This window comes from uncultured Shewanella sp. (assembly GCF_947491715.1).
GTDB lineage: Bacteria > Pseudomonadota > Gammaproteobacteria > Enterobacterales > Shewanellaceae > Shewanella.
Genome location: NZ_CANLKR010000034.1, coordinates 38,463 through 51,835 on the forward strand (window position 1 = coordinate 38,463; position 13,373 = coordinate 51,835).

The 13,373-nt window shown below is 40.4% G+C and carries 16 protein-coding genes; 15 read left to right on the forward strand and 1 reads right to left on the reverse strand.

Annotation, left to right across the window (positions count from 1 at the left end):
• Positions 1 to 96: 96 nt before the first annotated feature.
• Together Q0779_RS18715 and Q0779_RS18720 are read left to right on the forward strand one after the other, a co-directional pair.
• On the forward strand, positions 97 to 939 hold the full coding sequence (locus Q0779_RS18715) for a PfkB family carbohydrate kinase (protein ID WP_298774976.1): 843 nt from the start codon (positions 97 to 99) through the stop codon (positions 937 to 939).
• Positions 940 to 950: 11 nt separating this feature from the next.
• The gene (locus tag Q0779_RS18720; RefSeq protein WP_298774978.1) at positions 951 to 1,640 is read left to right on the forward strand and encodes an MOSC domain-containing protein; all 690 of its coding nucleotides are present in this window, start codon (positions 951 to 953) and stop codon (positions 1,638 to 1,640) included.
• 53 nt (positions 1,641 to 1,693) lie between these two features.
• On the opposite strand, the gene Q0779_RS18725 is transcribed toward Q0779_RS18720, so the two are convergent.
• On the reverse strand, positions 1,694 to 3,343 hold the full coding sequence (locus Q0779_RS18725) for an electron transfer flavoprotein-ubiquinone oxidoreductase (RefSeq protein ID WP_298774979.1): 1,650 nt from the start codon (positions 3,341 to 3,343) through the stop codon (positions 1,694 to 1,696).
• A 370-nt stretch (positions 3,344 to 3,713) separates the two neighbouring features.
• On the opposite strand from Q0779_RS18725, the gene moaA reads away from it, so the two are divergent.
• The 13 genes from moaA to coaD all read left to right on the forward strand — a co-directional run bounded on the left by moaA (position 3,714) and on the right by coaD (position 13,051).
• Positions 3,714 to 4,694 (forward strand): GTP 3',8-cyclase MoaA, encoded by a 981-nt coding sequence (gene moaA / locus Q0779_RS18730; protein WP_298774980.1) that lies wholly within the window; start codon positions 3,714 to 3,716, stop codon positions 4,692 to 4,694.
• 84 nt (positions 4,695 to 4,778) lie between these two features.
• Complete coding sequence (gene moaC, locus Q0779_RS18735; protein WP_298774981.1) at positions 4,779 to 5,258, forward strand: cyclic pyranopterin monophosphate synthase MoaC; 480 nt, start codon at positions 4,779 to 4,781, stop codon at positions 5,256 to 5,258.
• Positions 5,259 to 5,461: 203 nt separating this feature from the next.
• A complete protein-coding gene (gene moaD, locus Q0779_RS18740; RefSeq protein WP_298774983.1) occupies positions 5,462 to 5,713 on the forward strand; it encodes a molybdopterin synthase sulfur carrier subunit in 252 nt (83 codons plus the stop codon).
• A 10-nt stretch (positions 5,714 to 5,723) separates the two neighbouring features.
• Positions 5,724 to 6,173 carry a molybdopterin synthase catalytic subunit MoaE gene (gene moaE / locus Q0779_RS18745; RefSeq protein ID WP_298774985.1) on the forward strand — a complete coding sequence of 150 codons (450 nt, stop codon included), beginning with the start codon at positions 5,724 to 5,726 and terminating at the stop codon, positions 6,171 to 6,173.
• Positions 6,174 to 6,216: 43 nt separating this feature from the next.
• Positions 6,217 to 7,023, forward strand: coding sequence for a molybdate ABC transporter substrate-binding protein (modA, locus tag Q0779_RS18750; protein WP_298774987.1), 807 nt, complete (start codon positions 6,217 to 6,219; stop codon positions 7,021 to 7,023).
• Positions 7,023 to 7,700: a molybdate ABC transporter permease subunit gene (gene modB / locus Q0779_RS18755; RefSeq protein WP_298774999.1), complete on the forward strand. Its 678-nt coding sequence runs from the start codon at positions 7,023 to 7,025 to the stop codon at positions 7,698 to 7,700. The genes modA and modB overlap by 1 nt, the downstream gene beginning before the upstream one ends.
• Complete coding sequence (locus tag Q0779_RS18760) at positions 7,690 to 8,799, forward strand: ABC transporter ATP-binding protein (protein ID WP_298774989.1); 1,110 nt, start codon at positions 7,690 to 7,692, stop codon at positions 8,797 to 8,799. The genes modB and Q0779_RS18760 overlap by 11 nt, the downstream gene beginning before the upstream one ends.
• Before the next feature lie 109 nt (positions 8,800 to 8,908).
• Entirely contained in the window at positions 8,909 to 9,241 is a 333-nt protein-coding gene (locus tag Q0779_RS18765; protein ID WP_298774990.1) for a YgiW/YdeI family stress tolerance OB fold protein, read from the forward strand.
• 50 nt (positions 9,242 to 9,291) lie between these two features.
• Positions 9,292 to 9,813, forward strand: coding sequence for a hypothetical protein (locus Q0779_RS18770; RefSeq protein ID WP_298774991.1), 522 nt, complete (start codon positions 9,292 to 9,294; stop codon positions 9,811 to 9,813).
• A gap of 3 nt (positions 9,814 to 9,816) precedes the next feature.
• Positions 9,817 to 10,494, forward strand: a complete 678-nt coding sequence (locus Q0779_RS18775; protein ID WP_298774993.1) for a response regulator transcription factor — start codon at positions 9,817 to 9,819, stop codon at positions 10,492 to 10,494.
• A gap of 82 nt (positions 10,495 to 10,576) precedes the next feature.
• The gene (locus Q0779_RS18780) at positions 10,577 to 11,800 is read left to right on the forward strand and encodes a HAMP domain-containing sensor histidine kinase (protein ID WP_298775001.1); all 1,224 of its coding nucleotides are present in this window, start codon (positions 10,577 to 10,579) and stop codon (positions 11,798 to 11,800) included.
• 14 nt (positions 11,801 to 11,814) lie between these two features.
• Entirely contained in the window at positions 11,815 to 12,489 is a 675-nt protein-coding gene (locus Q0779_RS18785) for a TIGR01621 family pseudouridine synthase (protein WP_298774995.1), read from the forward strand.
• Between the two features lie 88 nt (positions 12,490 to 12,577).
• Complete coding sequence (coaD, locus tag Q0779_RS18790) at positions 12,578 to 13,051, forward strand: pantetheine-phosphate adenylyltransferase (protein WP_298774996.1); 474 nt, start codon at positions 12,578 to 12,580, stop codon at positions 13,049 to 13,051.
• Positions 13,052 to 13,373: the final 322 nt, after the last annotated feature.

Sequence of the window (13,373 nt, forward strand, 5' to 3'; positions counted from 1 at the left end):
AAGTTGAAATGACCATATTTTGTGATGTTTTTTCTTGGTTCTTATATGTAAATCCCTTACCATTTATTGATATAAAGCATTAATCAGGGTGCCCACATGGCAAATATTTTGCTTGTTGCTAATTTAAATTGTGATCGCGTAATGCAATTACCTGCAACACTCCAGACAGGTGGTCGATTTTACTACAGTGAAAAAGGTCGGCGTCTTGGTGGTGGTGGGGCCAATACTGGAATAGGCTTAGTTTGGGCTGAGCATAATGTACAGCTTGTGAGTCAAGTGAGTGTTGATAGCAGTGGTGATTGGTTGTTACAAAAGGCCATGTCTTATGGCATCAACTGTCAACTCGTTGCGCGCAGAGAAGCCTTGTCATGTGAGATGATGTTAATGATGACTCCCGATGGCGAGCGAACGATTTTACGTCCAGTGCGGCCTCCTTTATGTTTACCTAATATGCCATGTTGGGAAAGCATTGATGTTTTATACGTGAACTCATCGGCTGATGGACTCGATAATTGGACCGCTGCGGCGATGATGGATTGTTTAGTGGTGACTCAGTTAGCGAAAGATAATCGTAAACGTGATGCACATATTTTACTCACTTCAGAAAGTGATTTAAAGGGACGTTGTCATGGATCGCCTTGGCAATTTGCACTCGATATAGCGGGTCATAAATTACGTTATTTTATCGTCACTAATGGACACTTAGGGGCGACGCTCTTTACTGCGAATGGCATGATAAGGCTCGATGCAAAAGAGGCCAATGTATTGGATACGACTGGTGCAGGAGATGCCTATGCTGCTGGGCTTATTCATGGATTTCTTGGTGGACACGGTATTGAAAGGGCGATGGAAGAAGCGGCTATTTGGTCCGCTTTTAGTGTGGGCTCTAATACCTCGATACCCAGTGTTGAACTTAAAGAGTACTTGCAAGCTAAATGAATGGAGCGCCAATGGAAGGAAAGCAATTAGAAGTCAGTCATTTGGGTTTATATCGAGGTGAAAATACACAGTTTTTATTAAATGTAGAGACAAGTATTGATCAGAAAATTGCGGTTAGTTCATTAAATGTGGAGGTTGAGAAGATTGTGGGAGATTCTCAGGCCGATAAACATTTTCATGGTGGTATAGATAGGGTCGTATATCATTATCCCCTTGAACATTATGCTTATTTTCGTCAGATGCATGATTTTAGTGGATCTGACGATGCGCCACGTATGGGTGAGAATATGAGTACACAAGGACTGACGGAAAATGATCTTAACATAGGTGATGTTATTCAAATCGGTGGGGCTGTATTACAAGTGTCTCAGCCGAGATCGCCCTGTTTTAAAGTCAACTTTCAATTTGATGACAAGACTCTCTCACTAATCATGCAAAGAACTCAGCGTTGCGGTTGGCTGTATCGCGTCATAACCCCTGGTGTAATACAAGTGTCCGATAGCTTAGTATTACAAGACAGAATATCGACTATTAGTGTTGCCACAGCAATTAAATGGTATTTTTCTGAAGTGTTTAATGAACAAGGCTATGAAGTATTAGCTAAGTGTCCAGGGCTTGCTGTAAATTGGAAAAATAAGTTAGAAAAGCGCCTAGCGACAGGTACGATTGAAGATTGGCAAACACGGTTATATGGAAGTTGAGGCAGAAAGATAGAACGGCATGGATGCATGCCGTTTCGATGCTAGGTTATTGATTACATATTGGGGTAGTTAGGACCGCCACCGCCCTCTGGTGTCACCCAAGTGATATTTTGACTCGGATCTTTGATATCACAGGTTTTACAGTGAATACAGTTTTGGCTGTTAATCACAAACTTGTTTTCACCTTGTTCTTGAACGACTTCATAAACACCAGCTGGACAGTAGCGTTGAGCGGGCTCGTCAAACTTTGCTAAATTGATGTTTAAAGGAATGCTTGGATCGGCCAATTGTAGATGACAAGGTTGGTCTTCTTCGTGGTAGGTATTTGACAAATAGACAGAAGAAGCCTTATCAAAACTTAATTTCCCGTCAGGTTTAGGATAATCGATTTTAGCGTAGGCACTTGAGGGAGCCATTTGGGCAAAATCAGGTGTTTGATCTTTGAGTGTAATAGGAAAGTGACCACCAAACCAGTTTTGATCAATGTAGTTAAACGCGCCGCCAAAAAAGGTCCCCAGTTTATGCATAGCTGGACCGAAGTTACGAGAACGGTAAAGTTCATCCTTAAGCCAGCTTTCTTCAAACCGCTCTTGGTAACTGTTTAAATCTTTTCCGGCTTCAACTCCTGCCATGAAAGCTCTGGCAAGTGTTTCTGCTGCCAAAATACCACTTTTCATGGCAGTATGAGAGCCTTTAATTTTGGCAAAGTTCAGGGTTCCAGCATTGCAGCCGATGATCAGTCCACCCGGAAAGCTCATTTTAGGTAATGAATTTAGCCCTCCTTTAGTGATAGCACGTGCTCCATAAGTGATACGTTCGGCATTTTTCAGTGTTTGCGCAATAACTGGGTGTGTTTTGTAACGCTGAAATTCATCAAATAGACTCAAGTGTGGGTTTTTATAATTGAGATCGATGATAAGGCCAACAGCAACTTGATTATCTTCTATATGATAAAGGAACCCTCCACCTGATGCGCCTTCTGTTAATGGCCAACCTGCGGTGTGTACGACTTTCCCTTGTTGGTGTTGCTCGGCTGGAATTTTCCAAATTTCTTTAAAACCTAACCCATAGTGCTGTGGTGTTTTATCTTTATCTAATTGATATTTATTAATGACTTCTTTACCTAGGTGTCCTCGGCAACCTTCACTTAATACTGTGTATCTAGCGTGAAGTTCCATACCCGGTTCAAAACTGTCTTTGGCTTGCCCATTGGCCGCCATACCCATATCACCGATGAGGATCCCTTTAACGCTGCCATCATCATTATATAATAATTGGCTTGCTGGAAATCCAGGGAATATCTCGACACCCAATGCTTCAGCTTGCTCAGCCAACCAGCGACATAAGTTACCCAAACTGATAATATAGTTACCCTTGTTATGCATGGTTTTAGGGACGATAGCATTGGGCAAAAGAGTTGATTGGCTTGCTGATTTCAATAAGTGAATTTCATCACTGGTAACAGCTGTAGTCAAAGGCGCGTTCATTTCGTGCCAATTAGAAAATAACTCTTCTAGTACATCGGGTTCAAAAATGGCCCCTGATACTATATGTGCCCCTACTTCCGAGCCTTTTTCGACAACACAAATGGAAATGTCTTGACCGCAATCTTTAGATATTTGCATTAATCGACATGCTGTCGCTAATCCCGCGGGGCCAGCTCCAACTATGATAACGTCGAATTCCATTGATTCACGTTCCATCAGTTCACCTCATCCTTACTTTTCCCCGGTGGCTATCACTCATATCTTAAGAGATATTGGATATAAACGGGTGTTTTAATTTATTGCTTACCTTACCTGAATTTTTAACTTCGGCACAGTGATCTCTGTATTTGGATTGCTAGCGTGAACAGGACTATTTGGCGATAAGTGTCAAATAATCGCTACGCATATTGATTATGGCATAATAAATTTCCTTTTAACGCTAGGGTTGCAAGGGTATTTCAGCCTATAATCGGCATAATGAAATCTCTCTTTTTTGTATTTAATGTAAATTTTGGGAAGTTTAATTGTTAAATAATGGTGGTCGCGTTTGGGAGGGGGCTTTTTACCTCTCAGTAGGAAGGGTGGAATGTCTCAATTAGAAGATAGGTTTGGTCGAAGATTTCATTACTTACGTTTGTCTGTGACTGATGTTTGTAACTTTAAATGTGGGTATTGTTTGCCAGATGGGTATCAATCGAGTGGCAAACCTTCATTTTTAACCTTAAATGAAATATCTCATTTGGTGGATGCATTCGCCCAAGTGGGCACCAAAAAAATTCGTATCACCGGTGGTGAGCCTTCCTTACGTCGTGACTTTACGGATATTATTCGACTTGTTGCTGATAATGAGAAAATACAAACTGTGGCAACAACGACTAATGGTGATCGTTTAGCTAAACGGGCTAAGGCTTGGCATGAAGCGGGATTAAGAAAAATCAACGTGTCGGTGGATAGCCTTGATCCTCGTTTATTTTATCAAATAACGGGTGAGAATAAATTTTACCAAGTGATGAAAGGCATCGATGCAGCATTAGAGGCAGGTTTTGACAGGGTTAAAGTGAACGCCGTATTGCTTAAAGGGATCAATGATCGCGCTTTACCTCAGTTTTTAAACTGGATTAAAAAACTTCCTATTGATCTTCGTTTTATTGAATTGATGGAGACAGGGCTTGGGCGTGATTATTTTAAGCAATATCATGTGGCGGGTCGAGAGATTAAAAGCTGGTTACAGCAACAGGATTGGCAATTAGATCCTATTCATGTCGACGATGGCCCCGCTCAGAATTTTAGTCATCCTGATTATTTAGGCAGAATTGGCTTGATCATGCCTTATGAAAAAAACTTTTGTGTGAGTTGTAATCGCTTGCGTGTTTCAGCGAAGGGAAAATTACATTTATGCTTGTTTACTGAAAATGGAATTGATTTAAGAGATTTATTAACGTCGAACTCTCAACAAGAAGCCTTAATAACACGATTACATGAACAGTTAGAAACAAAAAAACAAACTCACTTTTTGCATCAAGGTGTTACAGGGGTTACTCAACATTTAGCGTCTATTGGCGGATAAATTGATGTAAACAGATATACTTGATTTTTAGCGTTTTAAAGTTATGTACCAATTGATGTGCAGCTTGAATTAGGTTACAAAATAATGACAGAGAATTTTACCCATATAAATGCCGAAGGTCATGCTCATATGGTTGATGTTACCGATAAAGGTAACACTCAACGAGAAGCGAGAGCGCAAGCTTTCATTGAAATGGCGCCAGAAACATTGCAGATGATTATTCAAGGGGAGCACCATAAGGGGGATGTGTTTGCGACAGCGAGGATTGCGGGTATTCAAGCGGCAAAAAAAACGTCAGATCTTATTCCCTTATGTCATCCTTTAATGCTGACCAAAGTGGAAGTCGATATTGAAGCTGAGCTTGATAATCAAAGAGTGAAGGTCACGAGTTTATGTAAGTTGTCGGGAAAAACGGGTGTTGAAATGGAGGCGTTAACAGCGGCTTCTGTGGCAGTATTGACGATTTATGATATGTGTAAAGCTGTTCAAAAAGACATGCTTATTTCTCAAATATGCTTATTAGAAAAAACGGGCGGCAAGTCCGGTGATTACCATATAAAATAAGTCTTTTTTGAAGGGGTAACACTTTATTCAGTGTGATGTTTGTCAATTGAGCTTGTAATGAGTCTAGTTGATACTTCATTGTGCTTATTATGCCTACTTTTATGCGATAATGAGGTGGGCTTTGTCAATTTATCTTGCATCAAAGATGGTAGAGAGCCATTGGTCCCAGATATATGGCATCGAAATTGAGGTAATGTTTCAATATGATTAATGTATTGTTTTTTGCTCAAGTACGAGAGCAATTACAGTTAAGCCATTTGTTGGTTCCTAAAAATGAGGCGATTCAAACAGCCGATGAGCTTCGATTGCATTTATCCCAAAAAGGGGATAGGTGGGCGAAAGCATTAGAGTCTGAGCGTTTATTAGTCGCCGTCAATCAAACGATCAGTCAGTGGGATGCTCGTGTACAAGATGGTGATGAAGTCGCCTTTTTTCCTCCTGTGACCGGTGGTTAAGTGATTAATAATGATTCGAGTACAAACAGAAGATTTCAGTTTAGCGGATGAATATCAACAGTTGAATCAAGATGCTTGTGATGGAGCTATTGTGACTTTTGTTGGTAAAGTGAGAGATTTTAATGATGGAAGTGATGTGAGTCAGCTGACGCTTGAGCATTATCCTGGTATGACTGAAACGGTATTAACTCAAATAGAAGATGAAGCGCGAGAGCGTTGGCCGCTTAATAGGGTTAACATCATACACAGAGTGGGTACACTGGCATTGGGTGAGCAAATTGTCTTTATTGGCGTGACCAGTCAACACAGAAAAGCGGCTTTTGATGCGTGTGAATTTTTGATTGATTTTTTGAAAATTAAAGCGCCATTTTGGAAACTCGAAGCCAATGAAAGCAATCAACGCTGGATTGATGCTAAGATCTCTGATGATCTCGCTGCAAAGCAGTGGCAGAGCGAGTGAACTTTGAAGTCAAAATAAGGTTTATGCGGCGAATGGGGAGGTCATGTTAGTGAAACGAATGTTTAACGTCTTTTTTTTATGCCTCAGTTTATGTTTTATGGTTTTTTCAGTTCATGCTGCGTCAGATCATGCATCAAAAACCGACATTCCATTGATTGCTGCGGCTTCCAGTATCAAATTTGCTTTGGATGACGTCATACAACAATTTACAAATGATACTGGATTAACCGTCAAGGTTTCTTATGGATCATCAGGAAACTTAGTGTCCCAAATTCGCCATGGCGCACCTTTTCAATTGTTCTTATCTGCCGATGAGTTTTATGTTTCAGAGCTTAAGCAGAAAGGTTTTATAAAAGGTGAAGGACAAATTTATGCGGTAGGTAAATTGGCTTTAGTTGCCCCCAAAACGTCTTCTTTGCCATTAGATAGCTCATTAAAGGCGCTGGCAGTTTTTGTCAATTCAGGAGAGTTAGATCGTTTTGCTATTGCCAATCCAAAACATGCCCCCTATGGAGAAAGGGCCCAAGCATTGCTGAAGCACCTTGGGCTATGGGAGAGTATTCAACCCCATTTGGTGCTTGGAGAGAATGTGTCTCAAGCCGCACAGTTTGTATTAACAGGAGTGGTACAAGGCGGCATTGTGGCTTTATCATTGACTGTTAGGCCTCAATTTCAAGAAAAAGTGGACTATGTCGTTCTTCCCATGAACTTGTATCCCCCCTTAAAGCAGAGCATGGCATTATTGAATAATGCGGATAGGACGGCGACGTTATTTTATCAGTATGTATTATCACCTAAGGCTCAGTCTATTTTTCAGCAGTATGGTTTTGCTCAAGCTGAGTCAATATGATGGATTGGCAAGCATTATATTTATCGGTAAAATTAAGTGCAGTGACAGTATTCATTCTCATTCCATTTTCCATTTTTTTTAGCAGGCTACTGGCTTATACGCAGTTTAAAGGTAAAGCTTGGATTGAAGCTTTAGTCATGGTGCCTTTGGTATTGCCACCAACGGTTGTTGGGTATTACTTGTTATCGGGACTGGGCCAGCAGTCTTGGTTAGGACAACAGCTAGAAGACTGGTTTGGCGTGCAGCTCGTGTTTCATTTTTCTGGTCTTGTTGTTGCGTCTATTTTAGTCAATGTTCCTTTTGCTGTTCAACCCATCCAACGTGCTTTTGAAGCGATCCCCACGGAGGTGCGTGATGCCGCTGAATGTTGTGGTATGAGTAGAGTAAAAATATTGCTAAGAATTGAATTACCTATGATTTGGCCTGGAATATTGATGGCATTAGTTTTGTGTTTTTCTCATGTGTTAGGTGAATTTGGTGTGGTGTTAATGATGGGGGGCAATATTGTGGGAGAAACACAAACTATTGCTATTGCTATCTATGACAATGTTCAAGCTTTTGATTTTGAGAGTGCCGGATTAATGTCACTGGTGTTATTGGTTTTTGCAATAAGTGTGCTCGCGTTCACGACGAGTTTATCGCGTCATTTTACCTCGGGTAATAGGCATGATCATTAACCGCGATACCGCACTGTTTTGTCAAATAGAGCAATCGACACCTATTCCATTATGGGTTGATTTTAGCTGTGAAGTGGGAAAATTGTTGGCCATCGTGGGGCCATCAGGTGGAGGGAAATCAACATTATTGCGGATGCTTGCAGGACTCAGTTTACCTCGAACTGGCCATATTGAGTATGATGGACGTACCTTATTTGATTCTAAACGGCATGTACATCTTTCACCTGCAGAGCGTCATGTTGGCTACGTGCCTCAGCATTTTGGTTTATTCCCTCATTTAACAGCAGTCGATAATATTCTTGCGGGTTTAGATCATATTTCTAAAGCAGAGAGAAAACCACGTGCAATGAAGTGGCTAGATGAGATGAATTTAACCCATGTTGCTCAGCGACGTCCAAGCGCCTTATCCGGTGGGCAGCAGCAACGGATTGCACTTGCAAGAGCCTTAGCCCGAGAACCGACGCTTTTGTTATTGGATGAACCTTTTTCAGCAGTTGATTGGGAAACTCGTGAGTTTTTATATGAGTCGTTATTTACCTTAAAAAGAAGCTTAAATATTCCAGTGATTATGGTCACCCATGATTTAAAAGAAGCATTATTATTGGCTGACAATATGTTGCTAATGGATAACGGTTATATGTTGCAGCATGGCAGCCCTCGAACGTTGCTCAGTCAACCTGCATCAGAAATAGTAGCCAAACAGATGGGTCAGAAAAATGTGTTTGATGCTGTGGTGACTCAAGATAGGTCATCACAGCATGTTTCCCGTTTAGATTGGCAAGGGGTAAAACTGGATATTGCTTATCAAGCTTCTCTAGTTCAAGGGCAGAAGGTTCGCTGGATGATATCGAGTTTAGGTGTTGAATTACATAATGATTTATCTCTCCTGAAAGAGGCGAATTGTTTTGTGGTAACTATCGTTTCTTTACTGGCTATAGGTGAAATGACTCGAATATTACTGAATTTGAATGCTAATGCACAGAAGTTACATTTGGAGCTGCCAGTACAAATTGTTAAGCAATTAGAGTTAACTGAAGGAAAAGAGAGTCTGGTCATGTTAAATTTAAGCTGTATTCATATTTTTTCTTCAAGTGATTGAAATAAAATGTTGAAGAGTGATAAACAGATGATCAAAGTTTAATCTGTCAGCCACCTCAATATTACTAATACTTCTGTACCCTAGCCATATTTAGTTTAGGAGCGAAAAAGTGGCAAAAACATTAGCGAGCTCCATTATATTAACGTGTGTATTAACTTTACCTGCAAATGCTGAAAATAAACAAACTGAAATGAGCCTATCCTCAACCAATAAAAATATGGCTTCTTGCGTTCCAGTTGCTTTTTCTGGCTATCTGGTTAAGAGTTTAGATGATGAATCGTATTTGTTTCGTGATAATGCGGGTGATATTGAAGTTGAAATTAAAGATACGCTATGGCGTGATATGGAAATATCAAGCAACAGTCAAGTCAAGTTGATTGGCCGACAAGAAGATCGCTGGCAAGGAATTGAAATTGAAATTGATAGTGCTCGTCTAATTTAGCAATCGATATTGTTTATATGATACACAGCGGTTTTCATCATGGAGGAGTCATGGCTCAATGGCTAATAGGTTTATTACTTTTTTCTGGGAACGTTGTTGCAGAGCCAGACTTATACCTATTGCTCAATCAAGCAGATAATCAACCTGCTATGTTTGTTATGCGTAAGCTTGAAAATTCGCATTTAGGTGATATATCCAGTTTTGATGTTGAACATAAAGCAGGAGAATTGGTTTATGTTTTTCGAATTATTAATGCAAAGACGAATGAAGTATTGAATTATTCATATCGTGCAAGTGATGGGGAGCTATTATCACAAGAGGCTTCTTTTTTTAATCAAAAGGAAAAAAGTGAAGTACTCGCTATGTTGGCTTTGAAAAGTGTCCATATGACATTTTCTGAATTAGTTCAAAAAGCGAGTAAAAATAATAAAGGGTATTTGATTAAAGCGAGCGTAGATAATGCTTTGGGCATAAACTATTTAGAACTTGAATTTTTAACGCAAGAAGGTCAGCACCAATTGGCATATAATATTAATAGTCAACGCTTATTACCTTTGCTGAAATGGGATTAACATATGAAAATATTGATAGTAGAAGATGATAGTACAACAATTGATTATGTCGTCAAAGGGTTTGCAGAGCAAGGCTATAATATTGAAACAGCGACTGATGGGCACCAAGGTTTATTGCTTGCGACGAGTATGAAGTACGATCTGATTATTTTGGATCGTATGCTACCTCAATTGGATGGATTAAAAGTTCTTGCCGCTTTAAGAGCAACTGGCAGTCAGACGCCCGTCTTAATTTTGTCTGCCTTGAGTCATGTAGATGAAAGAGTAAAAGGGTTACGGGCTGGAGGCGATGACTATATGACCAAGCCCTTTGCCTTTTCAGAACTCCTAGTGAGAGCCGAAAAGCTGATGCAAAGAGGTGAGTTGCAGCCGACTAAAACAGATTTGGTTGTTGGCCCGTTGACGATGGAGTTACTGACTCGAAAAGTATTGATCGATGATAATGAGCTTATGCTACAACCGAAAGAGTTTCAGCTATTAAAATACTTAATGGAGCATGCTGATCAAGTGATTAGCCGAACATTATTATTTGAAGCTGTTTGGGATTATCATTTTGATCCTCGAACAAATGTAATCGATGTACATATTGCAAAACTTCGTAGAAAGCTCGAGGATTTGGGTCATGGCGAACTCATCGAAACGGTTAGAGGCGCAGGTTATCGGTTACGTCAAGGGCATTAAGCCTCACCAAAGTAGCGCATGGAGAATAACCATTATTTTTTCAATATTGGTTATTTTAATTATTGGTACTTTATTATTTGGTATGTACCGGCAGCTAATGAGTGAGCAAGAGCTGCAACTCGATCAGCAGCTTGCGGCAGAAAAAGCACGCTATCAACAGATGGCATTAACGTTAGACCGTCGAAGTTTTGCGACGCAAGTGAGAACCGCCGATCCTAAAGTGGCATTGATTGTTTGGCGAAATTCAGTGGATCTTATTGGGGCGCTCAGCATGATCCCTGATGATATGCCTATGCTGCCTAAAAAGCGTGAATTTCCTGTTTTTGCTGGTGGTTCGGATAAATTGCATATATTGACCGGTGGTTTGGCGATGACGCGCTATGGTCCAGTCCTTATAGCTACACGAACCGATCAATTAGGCACCTTGATTGACAAATTCAGTAATGCTGCCATTACTGCTCTCATGCTAACCATAGTATTAACCTTGGCTTTGGGTTATCTTTTTTCTAAGACTCTCTTGCGGCGCCTCGTTCAATACAACCGACTCAGTGAACAAATAGAGCAAGGGGAATATTCGACACGACTTCCCATTAGCTGGCGTAAAGATGAATTTGACATGTTAGCGCAGCAATTTAATAGTGTTTTAGATACCCTAGAAGGTAATCTTGCGGCCGTGCGTGGTGTCACAGATAATATTGCCCATGATTTAAGAACGCCTTTATCACATTTACGCATCGGTCTTGAACAGCTTCCAGAAAAGTCTCCTGAGGAATTACCTGAAAGTTGTGCGATTATCACTGAAGAATTAGATCATTGTTTGGCGACTTTTGATGCCATGTTATCCCTAACGCGTATTGAAGAAGGTCAGCAAACTCTTGAACTGCAAGAGCTTAGTTTGCAAGCTATTAGTCGTGATTTATTTGAAATGGCAGAAGCGATCACTGAATACAATGAGCAGAGTCTTGTGATAGAAATGGAAGAGGATCATGTGATTACTGGAGATAAGTACTTATTGTTTCAAGCTTTGTTTAATCTTGTTGATAATGCCATTAAGTATTCACCTAAAGGCGCAAAAATCCAGATTATTCAAAAAGCTAATACGTTAACCATCACCGATGATGGAATAGGCATTCCAGATGAAGAAAAAGAGCGTGTTTTTGAGCGTTTAGTGAGACTCGACCCCAGCCGGCATTTTAAAGGCACAGGATTGGGGTTATCTATGGTGAAAGCGATATTATCACGTCATAATGCCAGCATTACTTTGAGTGACAACCATCCAGGATTGGTTGTTACTGTTATTTTTTAGAGAATGTTTGGTTTATGTATCGAGTTATTGCAAATGAAATTGACTTTATAGTGGTTTCAAAATCAATGGGTGTTCATTTTCATAGTCAATCCGGTACTGCGGGTATCATGGCGCAGTTAGAATTGGATTTGAACATTAAACTTTATGCCGTTCATCGTTTGGATTCTCCCACATCAGGCTTATTATTATTTGCTAAAACCACCAAAGCAGCCGCAGAATTTACGCACTTATTGAGTACTCATCAAGTGCAAAAATATTATCTTGCTATTGCGAAAGGTAAGCCTAAGAAAAAACAAGGTTGGGTGATTGGTGATATGGGCAAAGCGAGAAGAAGTATGCATAAATTGTTACGGACTCAGCTTAACCCCGCTATCACACAGTTTTTTTCTTATTCTTTGAATAATGGATTAAGGCTGTATTTACTGAAACCTCATAGTGGTAAAACCCATCAATTGAGGGTGGCGTTATCCAGTTTGAGTGTGCCTATTTTAGGTGATGAGCTTTATGGCGGAGAGGGCGCCGATCGCACTTATTTACATGCTTATTGTCTCTCGTTTACCTATTCTGGCCATGATTATTTTTTTCAGGATGAGCCCAGTCAAGGCCATTACTTTACTTGTTCAAGTACGCAATCTGCGCTGCAGGATATTGGCAACCCAGAATCATTAGCTTGGCCAAGGCGAAAATAAGTGTATTTAGCGACGTGCCATGATTCACAAAAATGATATTCAAGGGTAGGATAACGGCAACGATATTAAATGTGACAAGGAACATTTCGTGCATAAGCGAGCCATATATCCAGGCACCTTCGATCCCATTACTAATGGGCATACAGATTTGATTGAACGTGCAGCAAAATTATTTCAACATGTTGTTGTTGCGATTGCGTCGAACCCTTCTAAACAACCTCGATTTACCCTTGAAGAGCGGGTTAACTTAGTAAAATTAGTGACCGCTCATTTAGACAATGTCGAGGTGGTTGGCTTTAGTGGTTTGTTGGTGGATTTCGCAAAACAGCAAAATGCCAGTGTACTACTGCGTGGTTTAAGGGCGGTGTCAGATTTTGAGTATGAATTTCAATTAGCCAATATGAATCGTCGTTTGAGCCCAGAACTCGAAAGTGTTTTTTTAACGCCTGCAGAGGAGAACTCTTTCATTTCATCAACCTTAGTTAAAGAAGTGGCGCTTCATGGCGGGGATGTGAGTCAATTTGTTCATGTCGACGTGGCTAATGCACTTAATAGCAAGTAACCCCTACAAGGGACATGACTCGTTGATAAATGACGTCAGCAGGTAGCAGTAGCCTAGGTTTCAGTAATAACCTCGGCGGGGCATTGAGTTTTTAAATAAGGCGATTTCGGCTATTCGAATAGCCATAAGGGTTTCAAAATCAGTGTTTAAAATTAGGCTGACCCAATGCGGCTTCTCAATAGTCAGTAGCTTCCTCTTTAATGACGTCAACAGGTAGCTGCAATGATCTCGGCGGGGGTTGAGTCTTTAAATAAGGCGATTTCGGCTATTCGAATAGCCATAAGGGTTTCAAAATCAGTGTTTAAAATTAGGCTGACCCAAT